This window comes from Psychrobacillus sp. NPDC058041 (assembly GCF_042885655.1).
GTDB lineage: Bacteria > Bacillota > Bacilli > Bacillales_A > Planococcaceae > Psychrobacillus.
The window spans coordinates 285998-307013 of record NZ_JBHVRO010000002.1 but is presented as its reverse complement, the minus strand read 5'-3'; the positions used below and the strand labels follow the sequence as shown (position 1 = coordinate 307013).

The following is a 21016-nucleotide window of genomic DNA, read 5'->3' as shown; positions in this document are numbered from 1 at the left end:
TTTGATTACTTGCTGTTATCTTGGGAATACTGGCGTTCACAATTAAAAGGAGTACTTAAAAGCGATCGGCTTTTTAAGTACTCCTTTTAATAGTGATGTTAATTATCGAACTTCTGATGGATTTTTCCCTGTGTATTTTTTAAATTGTCTGCTAAAAAAGTGAAGGTCATTATAGCCAAGTGCATAGGCGGTCTCAGTTACTGTCATACCTGTAAAATGCAATAAATGCTCCGCTCTTTTTATCCTCGTATGTAAGATATAAGATTTAACTGTCTGCCCAATAATCTGCTTAAATTTCTCGGAGAAATATCGTTGGGATAAATTTGCACGTGTTGCTAAGCTTTCAATTGTATGTGGTTCTCCGGGATGTTGCTGAATAAAATTGGCTATTTCTCGAATTGTTTCTAATAAACGATTACTCATATCATTTATTTGTTCTTCTTTTTCTAGTTCTTCTCTTAATAAGTGAATCATCAATTGCTTCAATATTAGCTTTGCCTCTATTTCCGCACCAAATGTTTTCACTAAAAACAAACGAACGTATTGAGTTAGTAATGATTCGAAGATAATTGTATTTTCTATAATCCGATGAGCTGGTGGGACCCGTCGAGGTGTTTCAGTTATATCAAAATGAATATAGGTTAAGATAAGAGGGTTTTGAGGATTATGTGTTGCAGATGTAAAATCACCAGGTTTGAACAGAAAACAGTGTCCTTTTTCCACATTATATGGCTTTCCATTTAATACTACTGTTCCTTCACCGCTCCATACGTAGAATAAATCATAATTCGGCATCGGTTTATCACGCTTTCTCCATTTCCAGTTTGTTTCACAATGGATAGTCGCAAATGCTGGTTTCAAAATAAATTGATCTGGATTTATATAGAGCACCTAACTCCCCCTTTGCTAATTTATTTTATACTAAATTCACAAGTTTCCACAACAACGATATATATAGAATTTAATATTAATATTAAAAAAGCTCTCTTGCATTAAATACAATGAGAGCTCACATTTTATTTATCATTAACTCAACCTTCGCAGAGAGAAATCTGTAAATGATATAACTGGGTAAACCAATCATCCATTGCTACAGTTGAATTTGTATTAATCTTGTAAATACTCGGCTTTCCTTTTTTATGACATTTTGAATAAACTCAATCAATTGCTGCAAAGCAACAGCAAATCAAGTTCATTCACTTCATCGCATAACTATTAGAAAAGCCCACCTTTTGTGCGGTCATCCGTATTGCATCGATTATGCCAAGATAAGACTATATAGCGAGCGAAGTCGATTGTTTTTTGACTAATAAAAAGATCGTAGGAGCACTTGGAACTCCTTTAAGAACACTTCGTTATCCAACGCATCGGGTAGGTTGATAAAGAACGTCAAGAGCACCTTAGAAACACTTGGATTAAAGTGCTTTATTCAGGTGCGAAAATTGAGGAAATAAAACAACAGATCAGCTTTTTATTCTCCTTACTAATTTGCAGACCGGACGTTCGTGAGTACATTAATAGCAAACATGATCACACTAAATACTACTAGCACTCCACCGATCGCAGTAAAAACCGTTGCAACTTCAGCCCCGTTTAAAATAAGTACTGAAAGAGCAATCATCATTACTGGAACTCCGATATTTGCACTCCAAAAATGGAGTTTTGCATAGAGATTTTTACTAGTGCTTGGAAATAAATGATACACAATTCCAGCTAAAGCAAACGAAGCCCATCCTAAAAGATTGATGTGTACATGTACTCCCTTTAATTCGTAATCATGTGCCATAGACATATAGAGTCCTAAAATAACACCAATAGCAAAATAGACTACCGCAATTTGAAGAAATCGGACACCCATTCTTTCGTTTCCCCTTTCGAATAATAGAATAATAGTGCTTATATATTCTATTTCAAAATGAGGAAGAGTATTCTTTCAACAAATATAGAATAAAAATGTCCCTTATTTCCAAACGTCGTTAAGCTTATCAGCATAAAAAAGAATTGCTCTTTGGTAATTCAATACTTCATCATCTTTAGTTGTATCTACCAAGCATTTTAATAATAACTCCATAGCACTCTGATGCTCATTTAAGTTATATAGTGTCATAGAATAGAAAACTTGAATTGCTTTATTGCTTGGAAATAGTTCGATTCCTTTTAAAAATACTTGTTTTGACTTTTCATATTCGCCAAGTGTTCTATACGTACTCCCTAAACCTAATAATGCTCCTTCTAATTCTACCTGTGAGAGCCCTAACTCAATTGCTTTTTCATAATAAGGTACTGCCTTTAACTCCTCTCCTAATACATCGTAACTCCATGCACATTGATAATGGATGGTTGCATCAAAAGGAGAATCTTTTACTAATTTTAGTAATAATTTATTTGATTCCTCTTTCTTACCGTTGTTTCGCAAATTTATGGCTTGTTCCAGTTCTTTTTGCATGAAAAATATTCCTCCTAAATAAAAGTTAAAAGGTTTATAGCCTCTCTGAATAGAATAATATAAAAAAGGAGTGAAAATTTTGAATGTAATGAGCATTATTTACTTGGTTCTTTCCATATTACTTATCGGTCGTATCGTTTATCAGATATTAAAAAAGAAACGGTTACCTCACAACAACTATACGCCATTCGATGATATGATGATGGGAATAGATCCAGACTTAAAAGATAATAATAAAATTCTTGCCGATACGAAACATGAAACAAATTATGAAGAGAGAACTACTCGAAAAGGGTAGTTTTCATTTTTATTCCATTACAAAAGAAATCAGTTCATGTTTCGTTTGAAATCCAGCAGCTTGATATAAGTGAATAGCTTTTTCATTTTGTGATCCAACACATAAAGAAACCTCTTGTATCTCTTCATAAGAAAAAAGATGGCCTAATGCTGCTCTTATTAGTGTCTTTCCAATCCCTTGTTTACGATAGGATGGAGAAACGGCAATATACTCAATCGTTCCTTCCCTATGAACCGGATTCGCTTCTACATACACATACCCTTTTATCTTTTCTATTGAATCTTGCATGATTAGTAATAAATTGTCCTCATCTATACGATTTAATATTTCTTCAGCACTATAATATGTATTTGGAAAAGCAAGTTTATGAAGCTCAATAAAGTTGTTTTTAAAAGAATGCTTATATTTTACGATTTCATTATGTTTTGGGTTCTGAAAGCTCTGTCGTATAGCTTCCAATATTAGGTGACTCCCTTTTTCTAGCGCATTCTTTTCTACTGCAAAGTTTCTCACATTCGAATTTTGTTTATTTACAAAAAAACGATAGGTATTTATTTCTACAGGGACAAGTTCATGTATCTTTTCCCACAAATCGTTTGCAAGCACACTAAAATTCTGACAATCCCTTATGAACGGTCCCCACACTTCTGCACTTTTACTTTCCTTATCGAAATCAAAACCTAATGCCCCTACTATTTCATCATTGGCGTATGCTACTGCAAATGACTCAGATAAATCCAAATCTGAAAACTCATGAAGAAGTGTATGTAATATTTCTTTTTTCTCAGAGCCACAATATCCAATATGTTGATTAGGCTCAACATTCATTTCTGCTAAAAAGTGTGCTAATTTCTGAGTATCTATTGCATTAGTCATTTTATTATCACCTTCATTTTCAATAATGATTAGAATTATCAGTCACTTAATCAGTATACCTATATTTATTAGGTTTTGCTATCTACCACTCTCAATTTCTTCCAAAAAATAAAAATTCCTTTGTTGAGTCGTACATCCCGTCCCATCCGAATATGATTCTAAGAAATCAATTTTTACGGAGGGTTCGATTGTATGAATTCATTAGCAACCTATTTCCTTCTTGGTGTTTCCTTAGCAGCACCAATCGGGCCGGTTAAAGCAACACTATTAAATACAGGTATAAAAAATGGTTTTTATCATGCATGGTTTTTTGGAATGGGTGCTATCGTAACCGACATAATATATATGCTTATGGTTTACTTTGGCGTCGCTCAGTTTATCGATTCTCCATTTATGAAAACATTTCTATGGTCTTTCGGTTTTTTTGTCCTTATGTATACAGGAATTGAAAATATATTAACAATACATACTATTTCCACCAATGCAAAACATAAAAAAGTTGTCCGTTTGCGACATTCTATGTTAGCAGGACTCTTAATGGCATTTTTAAATCCTTTGACCATTCTATTTTGGTTAGGTATATATGGTTCAATTGTCGTTGGAGGATCTAGAAGTACATCTGGCATAGAAATAATATTATTTAGTATAACGATTTTACTCGGAATAGCATTGGTTGATCTTTTTATGTCCATCATTTCAAGTACATCCAGAAAGCTATTGTCAGGTCCACTTTTAAAAATAATCTCATTGGTTTCTTCACTATCTATGATTGGTTTTGGAATCTATTTTGGTATCCAAGCATATCATTCTCTCTTTTAAAAGGGAAAAGCATAATAAAGCAAAGCAAGGGAATCATACATCTTAAACATAAGATATATGAGGTGTCCAAATGGATAATAAGAACAAAATTGAAGACAAAGTTAGTATCTGGTGCATCATAAGTCTTGCCTCAATTCCACTTGTCATGACACTTGGAAACTCCATGCTTATTCCAGTGCTTCCTATACTAGAGAAAAAGGTTGGAATTTCATCTTTTCAGTCCAGTATGATAATAACTAGTTATTCAGTTGCGGCTATTTTCCTCATTCCAGTTGCTGGCTATTTATCTGACCGCTTTGGAAGAAAAAAGATAATATTACCTAGCTTAATTTTTGCACTTATCGGAGGATTGATTGCTGGTTTTGCTTCTTGGAAAATGGACAACCCGTATACATGGATAATTATCGGTAGGGTTCTACAAGGTGTAGGAGCATCGGGTGCTATGCCCATTGTTTTGCCTCTTGTAGGTGATTTATATAAGAATGACGATGAAAAAACGAGTTCATGTTTAGGTATCATCGAAACTTCAAATACATTTGGTAAAGTGTTAAGTCCAATACTTGGATCATTAATTGCAGCTCTACTGTGGTTTTTACCTTTTTTCTCTATTTCTATCTTCAGTCTAATTTCGATTCTACTCATTTTTTTCTTTGTTAAGGTTCCAAAAGAAAAAGATGAACCCGTTAAGTTAAAGGTATTTTTATCTAATATCAAGAAAACATTCAAAGAAGAAGGTAAGTGGTTATTTACAGTGTTTCTAAACGGAATATTTGTCATGCTTGTTTTATTTGGCATGTTATTTTTTTTATCAGAAAACCTTGAAAAAGCCCATCATATTAAAGGAATCAAGAAAGGATTTGTACTGGCTATTCCTCTGTTGTTGCTTTGTATAGCTTCCTTTATAACGGGACGAAAAATTAAAGGAAATTTAACAATAATTAAAAGAATGATGATAATTTGTTTAATCGCAACCTCGGTTAGCGTTGTTTTTGTAGGATATACAAAAGAAAAATTAATACTTCTATTAATTGTCACTAGTATTGTGGGTATAGCAATTGGTGCATTACTTCCGGTCCTTGACGCAATAATAACAGGGAACATAGTAAAAGAGGAACGGGGAACAGTCACATCTTTCTATAGTTCTGCAAGATTTATCGGTGTTGCCGCTGGACCACCTATTATGTCACTTGTCTTGAAGAATTATCTCAATGTTAGCTATATTACAGTAGGTATCCTAGGACTTATCCTTTTATTCCTTGTATTTAAATTTGTTAAGGTAGATGAAATTGAAGAGAAGAGTACTATATGAAAAAAAGTACGAGTAATAGTGGAGTAGCTATCCCCCAGAAGAAATAGCTACTCTTATCTAGGTTATAATTTTCTTTTAGACGCTTGAATTAGCTTTTGAATTTTATCTAAATCATGATGACAAAATGCTTCTACTATTGCACTCCCTACGATAACCCCGTTTGCTAATGCAGCAACACTTTCTACTTGTTCCGCCGTAGAAATACCGAAACCAGCAAGTACTGGTATACTACTTTGTTCTCTTATTTCTGCTAAATGCTCCTCTAGCTGTTCACCAAAACCATCGCTTCTACCCGTTATACCATTCACAGTTACTGCGTAAATAAAACCTTCAGCAACTGCTGCAATTTTAGCAATTCGCTTTGGTTGACTTGTTAACGAAACTAGTGGAACTAGTGCAACATCTGTACCGACAAGCGCTTTTCGAAGAATATCACTTTCCTCTAAAGGCAAATCAGGTACGATCACTCCGCCAATTCCAATACGCTCACAATCTACTGCAAACTGATCTATTCCGTAACTTAGTATAGGATTAAAATAAGTCATTAGCACAAGAGGTACTTTTATTTCTTGATAGAACGTTTCAATTTCTTTTATTATTAAACGAAGTGTAGTTCCCTTTGCAAGTGCTCGTTCTCCTGCTAGTTGAATCGTTGTTCCATCTGCTACTGGATCTGAAAAAGGGATACCTAACTCAATAGCGGTGGCACCTGCTCCTTGTAGAAATAGTAGTTTTGGTTTCAATGTTTCGAGTCCACCGTCACCTGCCATTAGATATGGTATAAACGCTTTTTCTCCATGATTATTGCATGCTACAATTGCTTCTGTTAATCGCTTCTTCCGCATTTCATTTCCCTCCCAGCACATCTCTTACTGTCTGAACGTCTTTATCGCCCCGACCTGAAAGACATATAACTAAAATCTGTTCTGGATTCATTTCTTTTGCTAATCCTGCTGCAAAATGAATGGCATGTGCACTTTCCAATGCAGGAATGATCCCTTCTTTTTTCGAGAGTAGCTTTAATCCTTCCAGTGCTTCTGAATCTGTAACAGAGGTATATTTAACGCGACCGATATCATGTAAATAACTATGTTCTGGACCAACAGCAGGATAATCAAGTCCTGCAGAAATGGAATGTGCTTCTTGGATAAACCCGTTTTCATCCTGCAAAATATACATATATGCTCCGTGTAAAACGCCTTCTTTTGCTTCCGCTACAGCAGAGGCATGTTTCCCAGTAGAAATACCTCTCCCACCTGCTTCTATGCCGTAAAGCGCTACTTCTTCATCCTCAACAAAAGGGTGGAACATTCCGATGGCATTACTACCTCCTCCTACACATGCAACGACAGCATCCGGTAATCTTCCTTCAATATCAAGAATTTGCTTACGTGTTTCCACTCCAATCACGCGTTGAAAATCCCGGACAATTCTAGGAAATGGATGAGGTCCAAGTGCCGAGCCTAAAATATAATGAGTATCCTCAACATTGGACACCCAGTAACGAAGCGCTTCGTTCACCGCGTCTTTTAGAGTACCCGATCCTTGTTCAACCGACACGACTTTTGCACCTAGCAATTCCATACGGAAAACATTTAGTTCCTGTCTGCGTACATCTTCTCTACCCATGAAAACTACACATTCTAAATCGAATAACGCACAAACCGTTGCTGTTGCGACCCCGTGCTGTCCTGCTCCTGTTTCTGCAACAATTTTCTTTTTTCCCATTCGTTTTGCAAGAAGTGCCTGACCAATCGTATTATTGATCTTATGCGCTCCTGTATGATTTAAATCTTCTCTTTTTAAGTATACTTTTCCTCCTCCAAGTGTTTTTGTAAGGCGTTCCGCATAGTATAGAGGTGTTTCTCGACCTACATAGTCTTTTAAATAATAATCCACTTCTTTAACAAAAGAAGGATCCGTTATCGCTTCTTCATAAGCTTGCTCTAATTCAATTAATGCAGTCATCAATGTTTCTGGAACATACTGCCCACCAAAACGACCATATCTCCCTGCTTTTGCTTGTACCATATCCTCATCTCTCCTCTACTTTAACAGCATGAATAAACGCACGAATCAACTTTGCATCTTTTCTGCCATCTATCTCTACTCCACTAGAAACATCCACCATATAAGGATTTACTCGACCAATTGCTTCTTCGACATTGAAAGGATTCAATCCCCCAGCTAAAATGATTTTGTTTTCAGCTATGCTATTTACCTTCAATATTTGCCAATCAAAAGTAAGCCCGCTCCCTCCTTGATAATCGATTCCAGGAGCATCAAATAAGTAATATTCCGTTGTAAACTGCTCTGCTCGCGCTACATCCTCTTCGCTTCGAACAGATAATGCTTTAATAGAAGGAAATCCATTCATTTGAATAAATTCAGGTGTTTCGTTGCCATGGTATTGAACCAAATCTAATGGTATCTCTTGAAAAGCAGTTTCTAACTCTTCTTTAGATGGATTCACAAATACACCAACTTTTAAGATGTTCGGAGGAATTTCTCTAGCAAGTAGTTTTGCTTGTTCAAGCGTTAGTTTTCGCTTACTCGGTGCAAACACAAAGCCTATAGCATCTGCTCCCGCATCTATCGCTACTTGTACATGCTCTTTTTCCATCAGTCCACAGATCTTTACTTTCGTCATAGAGTAATAACTCCTCGCTTCACTTTTAAGTCACTTATAGTAGCACTTACATCCTCACTTTTCATAAGCGATTCTCCTACAAGAACTGCACTTACGCCATACCTCGCTACTTGAGCTGCATCTTCCGTATTCCATATACCACTTTCACTAATCAATACTCGTTCTTCGTGAAAAGGGAATATAGAAGCAATCTCAGCAGTATGAGTTAAGTCTACTTCAAAAGTACGTAAATCTCGGTTATTAACTCCAATGAGCTTTGCTCCCATTTTTAAAGCAATTTCTAACTCGATTGAATCATGAATCTCTACCAGTACTTCCAAGCCGGAAGATGTAGCATATTCATAAAGCTCTTGTAGTTTTATCTCGCTTAGTGCTGCAACTATTAAAAGAATGACTGATGCCCCAGCGTTAATCGCTTGATCGATTTGTATTTTATGAAGTATAAAATCTTTACATAACAACGGTATAGGGACTGAATCCGAAATCGCAGCTAAATCTTGGAATGAACCTTGAAAAAAGGGTGTATCTGTCAAAACGGAAATACAAGCAGCACCTGCTTCATAATAGGCGTTTGCTAGTTCTACAGGATTTACTCCTGTTGCAATTAATCCCTTAGATGGAGATGCACGCTTTATTTCTGAAATAATTTGCAATTTCTTCGTACCATATAATTGATCGAACAAACTTGGACGTTTAAAGTTATGCTCTAGTATTGGAACATCATTTTCTAACATTGTTTCAATCAGTTTCTTTTTCTCCAGAAGAATCTTATCTAAAAAAGTCGTCATCAAACTACCTCCTGTTTACAGGCATTGGTAGAAAATTCAATAATAGATTCTAATTTTTCTAAAGCTTTTCCAGACAAAATAGTATCCGTAGCTAGTTTTATACCTTCGGGGATATTACTGACCACCCCATTTGTAAAAAAACCAATTCCAGCGTTAAAAATCACAGTATCAAAATAAGCACTACGTTCTCCACGAAGAATTGCTCTCATAATTTCTGCATTTTTCTGCGCATTTCCACCTCGTATTGCAGAGATTGGCGCAGAGGTTAGACCAACGTCTTCTGGCGTTAATGTAAAAGGAATTAAATCGCCTTTATCGACCAAAACAAAATCATTTTGTCCAGCTAAAGATGCCTCATCCATTCCTCCTGCACCGCACACAACAATTGCTCTTTCTCTACCAAGCATTTGTAATACGGATGCATATTCCATCGTAAAACCCGGTCTATTAATACCGGTATATTGACTCTTTAAAGCCACTGGATTCGTTAGTGGCCCAATAAGATTAAAAATTGTTGGTTTTCCAATTTGTTGTCGAACGATTCCTATTCGCTTTAATTTTGGATGAATATTTGATGCATTAAGAAAAGTAAGTCCCTCACGTACAAGTAAATCCATTGATGCATCTGAATTGAGATCAGTAGGAATACCAAGTGCCTCTAAAACGTCTGTGCTTCCAGCTGCACTTGTAATCTTCCTGTTTCCATGTTTCGCGATAGAGGTCCCTGCTCCAGCTAATACAAATGCTGATGTCGTACTAATGTTGAAACTGTTTAAGTTATCACCGCCAGTTCCACAGTTATCCATATATTTCCCTTCAGGAGAGTTTAATTCCAAAGCAAATGATTTCATAACAGAAGCAAGTGCCGCTACTTCGTATGCAGTTTCTCCTTTTTTGGAAAGTGCAATTAGGAAATCTGTGATTAATTGCAAGTCTGTTGTTTCATTAAACATTAATTGAGATACCTCAATCATTTCTTCATACATTAAATGCTCGTTCTTCTCTACTTTTTCTATAAAACTTCTCATCTCAATCTCTCCTCTTCTCAGCTATTCTATATCACTTCAAAACTTCAAGTAAGGATCGTGCTTTATTGAATGTTTCTTTATATTCCAATTTAGGTTCGGATGCTGCAACAATGCCTGCACCTGCTTGCACGTACACTTTCCCATCTTTTAAAAGCATTGTACGAATCGTTAGAGCAAAGTCCATATTCCCATTAAATCCGATGTATCCAATAGAGCCTCCATAAAAACTACGTTGCATAAGCTCTAATTCTTCTATGATTTCTATTGATCGTTGTTTTGGTGAACCTGTTACAGTACCAGCCGGAAAACAGGACATTAGACCATCGAGCGGATGCAATACCGGTGATAATACTCCTTCTACTTCCGATACAATATGCATGACATGTTCATAACGAACTAATTTTTTATAGTTTGTTACTTGAACCGATTCTGGTACACAAACTTTCCCTAATTCCTTAATACTAAGATCAACAAGCATATTATGTTCTGAAATTTCTTTTGGATCACTTAACAGATCTTTTTCAAGTGAAACATCCTCTTCGGTAGTTCTCCCTCTTCTTCGAGTTCCAGCAATCGGATTAGTTGTAACTTTTCGATCGATAACCTGAACAAGACTTTCTGGTGAAGTTCCAACGATGACATGATCATCAAATTCCATATAGTACATATAGGGTGAAGGATTACGTTTTCTTAGTTTTCGATATAACGAAAATGGATCACCTGTAAAATTAGCTGCTAGTCGACGAGATAACACAACTTGTTCCACTTCACCTTTTTCGATATAATCTTTTGCTCTACTTACAAGATCTTCAAATTGTTGTTGTGTAACGGAACAAGAGTATTCAGTTATTTGAATTTCCCCATTTGGTTGTTCACCTCTTGAAAGAATTTGGTCTGCTATAGAATCCAAATTAGGTACTTCACCATCTGAATCGGTATCTGTATTTATTAGAGTAACTTCATCTAATTGATGATCAAAGATAACGAGCGTTTCATAAACATTGAAATAGACATTTGGTAAACCGATTTCATCTTCTAAAAGCGACTTTTTATTCATACATGCCTCATAAGCAATGTAACCAACTGCTCCTCCTGTAAATGGTAACCCTGTATTATCCGGAATACTTGGCATCAACCTTTTTAATAATTCAAAAACATTTCCTTCATGCGTGTACTCCTTACCATTTTCGTAGAAGTGTTCTATTAGTTTTCCGTTACGAACAGTATACGATTTCAATGGATTTACCCCTATAAACGAATATCTACCTGAGCTTTCATGCTTAGTGGAACTTTCCAATAAAAATTTTCGTTTCCCTTTCAATCTTCTCAAAATCAAAATTGGAGTCAAAGAATCCCCATTCAATTTCTTCATCGTTGTTCGCAAGCTTGCTTGTTCTGTTCTCATCTAATTCTCTCCTCTGCTCATCTCAACTATTTTCTTCTAAAAGAAATAAAAAAAGCCCTCTTCAAAGGAATTCAGAAAAATCCCTTTGAAGAGGACGGTGTTGACCGCGTTGCCACCTCTAGTTGGAGCGTTACCACTCCCACTTCATATCCTGTAACGTAGGAAACACGTCTACCCCTAAAACGATTAATCGTCCTCAAGATAGCTCTCATAAGTCCATTCACACTAGCAACAAATCAGTTCCCACCAACCACTGACTCTCTTCATTGCACACTAATGTTACTCCTCTTATTCAAACAATTTCTCAGCTATGCTCATCTAATCTCGGCTCGTCTGTTCTATGGGCGACACCGCTCTCGGTGCCTTCTACCCGTATCCGAACATAAAAGTTATTGTTTATGTTAGTACGAACTCTTCTAATTGTCAAACTATTTTTTGTGATTATTTGAAGAAAGCGAATCTTTTCCTTTCAAGGATCGTATGAGCATTTTATATAATTGAAACAATACCTAGGTGCGGATGACTCCGCTTTATGTTTATAATATGAATAAGTAGAGATTGATAACATACACAGTAAGAAAGAAGAGAAAACTATGAAAAGAATCCTTGTAATAAGTGATATTCACGGTGAATTAGAGAAATTTGAAAAGCTACTTATAGAAGCAGATTACAATCCAGAAATAGACCAATTGATATTATTAGGTGATTATGTAGATCGTGGCTATAATTCAAAAGGTGTTATTGAAAAAGTGATGAGTTTAAAAGAAGCTGGAGCTCGACTACTAAAAGGTAATCATGAGGATATGATGATAAAAGCATTAACGACTGATGTAGAGAGATCATGGAACCACTGGGTTAAGAGGTGTGGTGGTGATGAAACCTTGTTTAGCTATGGGTTTTCTGAAAAAGAAATTGAGGTTAGTGAAGAAAATTTTCATAAACCCGTGTTAGAATCCGAAGAGCTTAAGAAACATTTAGAATTTGTCCAAAACCTTGAAAATTATATTGAGATAGATGATTATATTTTTGTTCACGCTGGTGTTCATCCAAAAACACCTATCTCTGAGACAGATCCATATATATTAGTATGGATTCGAGACGAGTTTCATAAAGGATACAACGGTGAAAAGACTGTAATATTCGGCCATACAGAAACAAATCTACTTCATGAGGATGAAGCAAATCACCATGTTTTTTTCGGGAGTAATCGAATCATTGGCATTGATGGTGGAGCAGTATATGGGGGGCAATTGAATTGCCTTGAGTTGCCAAGTAAAAAAGTATTTTCAGTGAGATAGAGAAATAACTTATAGAGTAAATAAATAGAATACCATCTAAGAACTTGTTCAGATGGTATTCTTCTGTATACTTTTATTAAACAATACAATAACTTTTTTATTTATATCTAATTCCCAGGTGATAAAGCAGGAATTAGTATTACTATATACAACTAATACTAGTTCTTTTTTTCCAATCGTTCTTTAAAAGACTAAAAGTAATTAAGTCTTCATAATGGTCATATAACCATTGTCCATCACGTTTAATTCCTTCTTGAACAAACCCCAATCGTGTTGGAATTGCTATACTTTTTAGGTTACTAGCTGCAACTTGAATTTCAATTCTATTTAATTTGATAATTTTAAATAGGTAATCTATTATTGATTGTAAACTTTTAGTTATAATACCCTTTCCTTGTGCTTCTTCAGATAAAAAATAACCAATAGAGGTTGATCTATTTTTCCAATCAATATAATGGAGGCCAATCATTCCAACTAGCTTTCCGTTATTTCGGATACCAGCATCAAATCCATTATTATCGGCATAATTTTTTATCCAAATTGGAATAATAGGTTCAAAATCCTCTGCTGATTTTCTCTTATCAACCCAGAGTAGCCATCTTCTCAAATGTTCTCTGTTCTTGTCCACAAGATTAAATAATTCCTCTTTGTGTTGCTGTTGTAATAACTCAATTTCTATTTGATCATTTACTTTAAATGAAAACATTTTAAAACCTCCTAGTATTTTGGCAAGTTTAAAACATAATGACCATATTTAATAAAATCAGATATTAGAATAAATACTAATATCTGATTTTGTATAATATAATCCTCACTCTGCTGGCATTATTTGCAACGAAATTGTATGATTTGCTATTTTCATTTCTGTTTCAACAGGTGTATTTTCTGTCAACAGTAAATTACGCATTAACAAGTTTTGTTGCAACATAGGCTTAAACTTTTCAATAACTAGCTGAAGTTCTTCATCTGCACTTACAGCAATATCCACACGCATATCGATTGGTAACTTCAGTTGTTTTCTATATGCTTGTATTGCACGTATTAACTCACGCGCCAATCCTTCTTGAATCAGTTCTTCGGTTAAAGAAAGATTTAAAGTTACAGTGTATGCACCATTTGTTGCTGAAGCATATCCTTCTTTTGCTATGTTTTCAATCAGAACATCTTCTAACATTACTTTAGCTTTTTCATATTCTAAAAAGCCCTCTTGCAAAAACTTTCTAACTTGTTTGTCATCTAATGACTGAAGCCAAGTATTAATAGCATTCGACTGTTTCCCAAACTTTGATCCTGATTTTTTGAAATCGAGTTTTATTTTTGTAGTTACAAACTCCCCCTCATTTTCCGTTTGCTCAAATACCTTCACATTTAACTCATCTAGTATGATATCTTCATATAATTTCCAGTTAATATCCTTATTAGGACTCATTAGTGAAAGACTTCCTAAAGGTTGTTTTACCTTCAAGGAAGTAGTATTTCGAACGCTTCTTCCTAACTCGACTACTTGTAAAACTGCATCCATTTCTTTTTCCAATTTTTCATCCATAAGTTGTTCATCTGCTACTGGAAAATCCGTTAAATGGACACTTTCACCTGTTAAGCTCATAAACACATCTTCTGCAAGAAACGGAGTTAATGGTGCTAACAATTGACTAGTTTTTGTTAATACTTCATAGAGCGTTTCATATGCAGCAGCTTTTTCTGGGTTCATATCACTTGACCAAAAACGTTCCCTTGAACGTCTTACATACCAATTGCTTACTTGCTCTAGTAACTTTGCAATTTCTCTTGCAGCGTTTGTAAAATGATAATCCTCTAAGTTTGTTCGAACGATTTTAATCGTGCTATGCAATCGAGATAATATCCAATCATCCAGTTTATTTTTCTCTACCTCATACAACGACTTCGGATTGTAGTTATCTAAATTAGCATACAGTGAATAAAAACTATGCACGTTGTCGAGTGTATCAACTAATTTAGACTTTGCTTCTTGTACGATTCGTTCCGAGAACCTTTTTGTGTTCCATGGTGCACTATCGACTAATAATGCCCATCTTAGTGCATCTGCTCCATATTTTTGGATTAACTCTACTGGATCTAGGGCATTGCCTTTACTCTTAGACATTTTTTGTCCCTTTTCATCTAAAATATGACCTGTCGATAATACTCGTTTGTACGGAGCTTTACCCGTAAATAAAATGGATACAGCTAGTAAGCTATAAAACCATCCTCGCGTTTGATCTATTCCTTCAATGACTACATCAGCTGGGAATTGTTTGTCAAAAAGCTCTTTATTTTCAAAAGGATAATGGTATTGCGCAAATGGCATAGAACCACTATCGAACCAAACATCAATTACTTCTGGAGTTCTTGTCATAGTCCCTCCACATTTTGAACATTGAATCTTCACTTGATCTACATATGGCTTATGCAATTCAATGTCATCTAAAGGATGAATAGAATGCTTTTTTAGCTCTTCAATACTTTTCGGTGCATATTCATGACTACATTCTCCGCATTCCCAAACGTTGAGCGGTGTGCCCCAATAGCGTTTACGACTAATATTCCAGTCCACCATTTGTTCTAAGAAGTTTCCGAATCGGCCGTGTTTGATATGCTCTGGATACCAAGTAACTCCTTCATTATTTTGTATAAATTTTTCTTTCAAGGCAGTTGTTTGGATAAACCAGCTTTCATTTGCATAGTACAAAAGAGGGGAATCACAACGCCAGCAATGAGGATAACTATGTTCATACTTTTCTTTACTGTAAAGCAAACCTTTCTCTGAAAGATATCGAACAATATCTACATCGCAATCCTTCACAAATCGACCTTCAAAACCTATAACTTCCGAAGTATACTTTCCTTTTTCATCTACAACATTTACGAAGGATAACCCATTTTCCTTCACCACTTTATAGTCTTCTTCTCCGTAAGCTGGTGCAATATGGACAATCCCTGTTCCACTTTCTGCAGATACATAATCCGCAGTTACCACTCGATGTCCGATTTCCACATTTACAAAATTAAATAATGGCGTATATGGAATGTCTTTTAAATCTGAACCTAGATGTTCAGAAAGTATTTCATAGTCATCCTTCAATACAGAGCTTACTAATGCTTTCGCAACAATAAAAATATCTTGCCCTTGTTTTGCACGAACATATTCTAGCGAAGGATTAACTGCTAGTGCAACATTTGCTGGTAAAGTCCAAGGGGTTGTCGTCCATCCAAGAAAGTATTCATTTTCACGATCTTTTATTTTGAATTTAGCCGTAGCAGATAAATCCTTTACGTTTTTATATCCTTGGGAAACTTCATGTGAGCTAAGAGAAGTTTGACAACTAGGACAATAAGGGGATACTCTGTGACCTTTTTGTAATAACCCTTTTTCATGAATAGTGCCTAGTATATTCCATTCACTTTCAATATAATCATTACTTAAAGTTAAATAAGGATCATCCATTTCTACCCAGTAACCTAGCTGTTCAGTAAACTCTCGCCACTGTTTTTCATATACAAAAACACTTTCTTTACATTTTTCAACAAAAGCTTCTACACCATATTTTTCTATATCACTTTTACCAGAAATACCTAATTGTTTTTCTACACCTAATTCAACTGGTAAACCATGCGTATCCCAGCCAGCCTTTCGGATTACTTGATGTCCAGTCATTGTTTTATATCGTGCAACTACATCTTTAATCGTCCTACCTAGTGCGTGCCCAACATGTGGTAATCCATTTGCCGTAGGTGGTCCTTCATAAAATACAAAAGAAGGGTATTCTTCCCTATCATCTATGGACTTTTTAAAAATATTTTCTTTCTCCCATTGTGCTCGTATCCGTTCTTCTCGCTCGATTACAGTTTCTTTTTCGTTTGCTTTAACCATTTGATATCACTCCTATTTTTATTAATAAAACATACAAAAAACCCGTCCCTGGAAAGGGACGGGTTTAACCGTGATACCACCCTAATTCTATTGCTAACTTTCGTTACACAATAGCACTTAGCCACGTACAATCATACGTGTTCCTTTTAACGGTAGACACCCGGTCTCACTTACTCAATTTCAGCTCGACTTCTCAGAGAGGATTTTCATAAATGAACTGAACACCGGATTTCAGCAAACACCGGCTCTCTTTGGAACAGTTTCATCAACTACTTTTTCTCATCAACGAATTTGTATGGTTTTATTATGGATGAATTTAACACAAGACAGAACGATTTGTCAAATTATTATACATGTTTACAGCTACATTTTTAACCGTAATGTTCTTCATGCTCTTTTGAGGTTAAACCTTCGATAACCCTAATTTAAACAGCTTTTGACCTTAAAATAATGCAATCATTAATTGATTATCTAACTAATTACAAAAGGAAAGACCAACATTTGTCGTTTTAAGTTCGATATAATCCACCTTCCGAAAGGATAACTTGTCCTGTTATCCAATTTGCATCTTAACTAGCAAGAAATGCATTATGTGTACAGAATCGTCTTCAGGTATATCAATACGCCCCATTAAGATCATCCGTGTAGCTCAATATTAGCGATCCACCATAGGAGAAGAAAATATTTATAGAACGAGTATAGGATACTACGGCTGGATTTATTACCTTTCGGTGTAAATAAGAATTATTAAATTAATTCCACAATACTTCCCGTAATAAAAGAAAAGGTCTGATTCACAGACCTTTTTTTACTTTTACCAATTGATATTAGTTTTTTTCGCTGTGAATCTTAAGTAATTCTTCAATCAAGATTCCATTAATTTTCAGACCTGAAATATCACAATTATTAATTTCAATATTAGACAAATTACAACCTGTATACTGGGCATTAGTTAAGTTGCAATTCTCAAATGTAACTGGTTTATAATTTTGCTCTGAATCATAGTTATGATCGTTTTCGTCTGGAAAAACCACATTTTGGAAACTCGCACCCATTAAATGTACAGAATTAACCTGTAGGTCTCTTAAATTAGCATGCATAATTTTAGCATTTGATAAATTTACATCTGAAATTTGTGTTCCAGATAAATTCACATCATTTAAAACTAGTTCTCTCATATTTACATTTTTAAACTTCGTTCCTGCTAAGCTTACGTTATTAAAATCTAAGTTTTCGGCTTTAACCTCTTCGAATTTTGAACCTGAAATATCTGTTTTATGTAAATCTAAGAAATCTGTTTTCCACATAAATTTAACCTCCTAAAAAATGATTTTATTTTTAAAAATATTCTATATTTATAGAAAAAATCCTTTGAAGAAAATTTATTTTTTTAAATCTTAGTTCACAAGAAAATATATTCGATTCGATAAAAATTAAAAGAGCAGTGTAAGGATATTTAAGTAAAGCATACGTTTACGGGAAACGAAATTCTCTTTTGTGTGAGATCTTAATATCTATCGAATCGCTTTCCACTAATCTTTCGTTAACCTTCCAGTGTAAATGGTTCTATAACTTTATTTTCATAAGATGATAACACGATGTTGGTGGAAGGTGTACCGTAAAGCATGGATTCATCGATAAATTTTTCTAAACTCTTAACAGAATTAGTTGCTAATTTTACAATATAGCTTATCTCACCTGCTACTCGGTAACATTCCAATACATCAGGGTGATTATGACAAAAATTCGATAATGCTTTACAGTCTTTTGACTTGAACAAAATAATAGCACTAATAGGACGTTCCATTTTTTTTACATCAACTTGAGCATGATAGCCTTCAATTACTTGTTGCTCCTCAAGTTTACGCACTCGTTCTATTACTGCTGGAGATGATAAATGAACGACTTCTGCCAATTCTTTCATTGAAATTTTAGCATTTTTCTGTAATTCTTTTACAATTTCTTTATCGATTTGATCCATAAACGTCATCTCCTTTTTTTATAAGTTAGAATAACCTAAATTCCTTATAATTTAAAGTTAAATAGTTAGATATCCTTTTTATACTTATATAAATAAACGCTTTGTTCTACTAAAATGGTGCATGAGGAGGTTATTGATACAATGAAAAAAACATTATTACTATTAGCTGATGGTTTCGAAGCAGTAGAAGCAAGTGTATTTACAGATGTGCTTGGTTGGAGTAAATAGGAAGGTGATGGTTCGACGGAAGTTGTGACAGTAGGTCTTCGAGAAAAACTAACTTGCACGTGGAATTTCACTGTTTTACCCGAAAAAACAATAGAGGACATTCAATTAGAGGAATTTGATGCACTTGCAATTCCAGGTGGATTTGAAGAAGCAGGTTTTTATAAAGACGCATTTAGTGAGCCATTTTTGAATGTGATAAGGTATTTTCATAAAAATCAAAAACCGATTGCTAGTATTTGCGTTGCATCGCTTGCACTTGGTAAAAGTGGCATTCTTAATGGTAGAAATGCCATTACTTATAATCATCCAACAAGTATTAGAAAAGAGCAGCTAAAGAACTTTGGTGTAAATGTTCAAGAGGAACCAATTGTTCGGGATGGACATATCATCACTTCGTCAAACCCCGGCACGGCTTTTGGTGTTGCCTTTTCATTACTTGAAATTCTAACGTCTAAAGAGAATGTTAAACATGTAAAAGATCTTATGGGTTTCAATTAAATTAAAGGTGCAAGGTTTTTGAAATATTTGAGAATCTTGCAACCATATTAACGAGAAGAGTGGGAAAGCATATGAAAAAGATTCATTACAGTTGGATTATTTTAGCGGTTGCATTTTTCTCTATTATTGTTGCAGGCATTGTGCGATCCTCATCTGGTGTTTTTATAGAACCCTTTGAACTTGAGTTTGGATGGAGTCGTCCAGCCATTTCATTTGCCTTTGCAGTAAGCTTAATTTTATATGGCTTCTCAGGTCCTTTTATGGCAGCTTTTGTTGAAGTTTTCGGATTAAAACGAGTAATGCTGTATTCAATGCTAACGATGACGGTTGGACTTGCTTTAACCTTTGTCATGCAAACTGAGTGGCAGTTGGTATTAATCTGGGGTGTCATGATTGGTATTGGCTCCGGTTTATTTTTATCCGTATTAAGTACTCAAATAGCGAATCGCTGGTTTGTGAAACAACGAGGTCTTGCAGTCGGAATATTAACCGCTAGTACGGCAACTGGACAATTAGTGTTATTGCCAGTATTAGCTGCAATTATCAGTAAATATTCTTGGCGTTATGCAACTGGGCTCATCTTCATACTTAGTATTTTGATGTTCATAATAATCGCCATTTTCATGAAAAACTCACCAAAAGAAAAAGGGATTCTACCATACGGTCAGGTGGATGAAAAACAAACACCTAAAGAGACGAAAAATCGACAAAATCCATTCAAATTAGCTTTAAGTACGCTGATGGAAGGGTTGAAAGTAAAGGAGTTTTGGCTTCTTGCTGTGAGTTTCTTCATCTGTGGCTTGTCTACTAGTGGATTAGTTGGAACGCATTTTATCTCCTATTGTATCAGTTTTGGAATACCGGTTATAACAGCCGCTTCAATGCTATCATTTATGGGGATCTTTGATTTAATAGGTACTACATTGTCTGGATGGTTATCAGATCGAATTGATAATCGTTGGCTACTTTTTTGGTATTATTCATTACGTGGCATATCACTATTATTTTTACCATTTGCTTTAACTCAAGGTTCTTATTTATGGCTAGTTATTTTCTCTATTTTTTATGGTTTAGATTGGATTGCCACTGTACCTCCTACAATTGGATTAGCAAGACGTACATTTGGATTGGAAAAAAGTACTTTAATGTATGGCTGGATTGTCGCAGCTCATCAGGTAGGCGCAGGAGTTGCAGCATATGGTGGTGGTGTTATTTTTAAGGTATTCGGAACATATCAATGGGCATTCATCCTGGCAGGGGGCATGTGTGTATTAGCGAGTTTATTCGTCATAATGTTGAAAAAACATCAGCCGAAGCTAGAAATGATGTAGACTATACTACTATGTGTTGCGATTCTCAGACTCTATATTGTGATTAGGAGGAATTACCTTACGATTTGAGGTCCTATCTTGCGATTTGCACTATTCAAAGAAACAGGTGGAGAAAAAGGATTAGTTTCTCCACCTGCTTTTATATTAGAGTAATTATCTTGAACCTGGT

The 21016-nt window shown here is 35.1% G+C and carries 19 protein-coding genes, 2 pseudogenes and 2 other annotated features; of the genes and pseudogenes, 6 read left to right on the top strand and 15 right to left on the bottom strand.

The window, feature by feature from the left end; translation table 11 throughout:
- Positions 1 to 102: 102 nt before the first annotated feature.
- From ACFVR1_RS04035 to ACFVR1_RS04025, 4 genes and pseudogenes are all read right to left on the bottom strand, one after another.
- Positions 103 to 891 carry a helix-turn-helix domain-containing protein gene (locus ACFVR1_RS04035; RefSeq protein WP_387580671.1) on the bottom strand — a complete coding sequence of 263 codons (789 nt, stop codon included), beginning with the start codon at positions 889 to 891 and terminating at the stop codon, positions 103 to 105.
- Between the two features lie 202 nt (positions 892 to 1093).
- Positions 1094 to 1326, bottom strand: a pseudogene (locus ACFVR1_RS19565) (IS4 family transposase); the annotation flags it as partial.
- A gap of 157 nt (positions 1327 to 1483) precedes the next feature.
- The gene (locus tag ACFVR1_RS04030) at positions 1484 to 1858 is read right to left on the bottom strand and encodes a cytochrome-c oxidase (RefSeq protein ID WP_387580668.1); all 375 of its coding nucleotides are present in this window, start codon (positions 1856 to 1858) and stop codon (positions 1484 to 1486) included.
- A gap of 102 nt (positions 1859 to 1960) precedes the next feature.
- Positions 1961 to 2446, bottom strand: a complete 486-nt coding sequence (locus ACFVR1_RS04025; RefSeq protein WP_387580665.1) for a tetratricopeptide repeat protein — start codon at positions 2444 to 2446, stop codon at positions 1961 to 1963.
- Positions 2447 to 2525: 79 nt separating this feature from the next.
- Between ACFVR1_RS04025 and ACFVR1_RS04020 the strand changes: the two genes are divergently transcribed.
- A complete protein-coding gene (locus ACFVR1_RS04020) occupies positions 2526 to 2744 on the top strand; it encodes a hypothetical protein (protein WP_387580663.1) in 219 nt (72 codons plus the stop codon).
- A gap of 9 nt (positions 2745 to 2753) precedes the next feature.
- Here the strand turns inward: ACFVR1_RS04020 and ACFVR1_RS04015 are convergent, their stop codons facing one another.
- Positions 2754 to 3620 (bottom strand): GNAT family N-acetyltransferase, encoded by an 867-nt coding sequence (locus ACFVR1_RS04015; protein ID WP_387580660.1) that lies wholly within the window; start codon positions 3618 to 3620, stop codon positions 2754 to 2756.
- 192 nt (positions 3621 to 3812) lie between these two features.
- Between ACFVR1_RS04015 and ACFVR1_RS04010 the strand changes: the two genes are divergently transcribed.
- Together ACFVR1_RS04010 and ACFVR1_RS04005 are read left to right on the top strand one after the other, a co-directional pair.
- The gene (locus tag ACFVR1_RS04010; RefSeq protein ID WP_387580657.1) at positions 3813 to 4439 is read left to right on the top strand and encodes a LysE family transporter; all 627 of its coding nucleotides are present in this window, start codon (positions 3813 to 3815) and stop codon (positions 4437 to 4439) included.
- Positions 4440 to 4509: 70 nt separating this feature from the next.
- On the top strand, positions 4510 to 5748 hold the full coding sequence (locus ACFVR1_RS04005; RefSeq protein ID WP_387580654.1) for an MFS transporter: 1239 nt from the start codon (positions 4510 to 4512) through the stop codon (positions 5746 to 5748).
- A 62-nt stretch (positions 5749 to 5810) separates the two neighbouring features.
- Here the strand turns inward: ACFVR1_RS04005 and trpA are convergent, their stop codons facing one another.
- Genes trpA through ACFVR1_RS03975 form a run of 6 tightly spaced genes read right to left on the bottom strand, consistent with a single transcriptional unit; the run spans position 5811 to position 11619 of the window.
- Complete coding sequence (trpA, locus tag ACFVR1_RS04000) at positions 5811 to 6593, bottom strand: tryptophan synthase subunit alpha (RefSeq protein WP_387580651.1); 783 nt, start codon at positions 6591 to 6593, stop codon at positions 5811 to 5813.
- Position 6594: 1 nt separating this feature from the next.
- Positions 6595 to 7779 carry a tryptophan synthase subunit beta gene (gene trpB / locus ACFVR1_RS03995; RefSeq protein ID WP_387580649.1) on the bottom strand — a complete coding sequence of 395 codons (1185 nt, stop codon included), beginning with the start codon at positions 7777 to 7779 and terminating at the stop codon, positions 6595 to 6597.
- 4 nt (positions 7780 to 7783) lie between these two features.
- The gene (locus ACFVR1_RS03990) at positions 7784 to 8398 is read right to left on the bottom strand and encodes a phosphoribosylanthranilate isomerase (RefSeq protein WP_387580647.1); all 615 of its coding nucleotides are present in this window, start codon (positions 8396 to 8398) and stop codon (positions 7784 to 7786) included.
- Positions 8395 to 9186: an indole-3-glycerol phosphate synthase TrpC gene (gene trpC, locus ACFVR1_RS03985; RefSeq protein WP_387580644.1), complete on the bottom strand. Its 792-nt coding sequence runs from the start codon at positions 9184 to 9186 to the stop codon at positions 8395 to 8397. Before trpC ends, ACFVR1_RS03990 begins: the two co-directional genes overlap by 4 nt.
- Positions 9186 to 10214 (bottom strand): anthranilate phosphoribosyltransferase, encoded by a 1029-nt coding sequence (gene trpD, locus ACFVR1_RS03980; protein ID WP_387580642.1) that lies wholly within the window; start codon positions 10212 to 10214, stop codon positions 9186 to 9188. The genes trpC and trpD overlap by 1 nt, the downstream gene beginning before the upstream one ends.
- Positions 10215 to 10245: 31 nt before the next feature.
- The gene (locus ACFVR1_RS03975; RefSeq protein WP_387580639.1) at positions 10246 to 11619 is read right to left on the bottom strand and encodes an anthranilate synthase component I family protein; all 1374 of its coding nucleotides are present in this window, start codon (positions 11617 to 11619) and stop codon (positions 10246 to 10248) included.
- 87 nt (positions 11620 to 11706) lie between these two features.
- Positions 11707 to 11924: a binding site (T-box leader), on the bottom strand.
- A gap of 288 nt (positions 11925 to 12212) precedes the next feature.
- On the opposite strand from ACFVR1_RS03975, the gene ACFVR1_RS03970 reads away from it, so the two are divergent.
- Entirely contained in the window at positions 12213 to 12917 is a 705-nt protein-coding gene (locus ACFVR1_RS03970) for a metallophosphoesterase family protein (protein ID WP_387580636.1), read from the top strand.
- A gap of 142 nt (positions 12918 to 13059) precedes the next feature.
- On the opposite strand, the gene ACFVR1_RS03965 is transcribed toward ACFVR1_RS03970, so the two are convergent.
- The 4 genes from ACFVR1_RS03965 to ACFVR1_RS03950 all read right to left on the bottom strand — a co-directional run bounded on the left by ACFVR1_RS03965 (position 13060) and on the right by ACFVR1_RS03950 (position 18790).
- Complete coding sequence (locus ACFVR1_RS03965; RefSeq protein ID WP_387580633.1) at positions 13060 to 13623, bottom strand: GNAT family N-acetyltransferase; 564 nt, start codon at positions 13621 to 13623, stop codon at positions 13060 to 13062.
- Positions 13624 to 13728: 105 nt separating this feature from the next.
- Positions 13729 to 16809, bottom strand: coding sequence for an isoleucine--tRNA ligase (ileS, locus tag ACFVR1_RS03960; RefSeq protein WP_387580630.1), 3081 nt, complete (start codon positions 16807 to 16809; stop codon positions 13729 to 13731).
- A 51-nt stretch (positions 16810 to 16860) separates the two neighbouring features.
- Positions 16861 to 17104 (bottom strand) — a binding site (T-box leader).
- 532 nt (positions 17105 to 17636) lie between these two features.
- Complete coding sequence (locus ACFVR1_RS03955) at positions 17637 to 18116, bottom strand: pentapeptide repeat-containing protein (RefSeq protein WP_387580627.1); 480 nt, start codon at positions 18114 to 18116, stop codon at positions 17637 to 17639.
- A gap of 236 nt (positions 18117 to 18352) precedes the next feature.
- Entirely contained in the window at positions 18353 to 18790 is a 438-nt protein-coding gene (locus ACFVR1_RS03950) for an Lrp/AsnC family transcriptional regulator (RefSeq protein ID WP_387580624.1), read from the bottom strand.
- A 141-nt stretch (positions 18791 to 18931) separates the two neighbouring features.
- Here ACFVR1_RS03950 and ACFVR1_RS03945 point away from each other — a divergent pair.
- Positions 18932 to 19516: pseudogene (locus ACFVR1_RS03945) on the top strand (DJ-1/PfpI family protein).
- Positions 19517 to 19587: 71 nt separating this feature from the next.
- A complete protein-coding gene (locus tag ACFVR1_RS03940) occupies positions 19588 to 20847 on the top strand; it encodes an MFS transporter (RefSeq protein ID WP_387580621.1) in 1260 nt (419 codons plus the stop codon).
- Positions 20848 to 21016 lie beyond the last annotated feature (169 nt).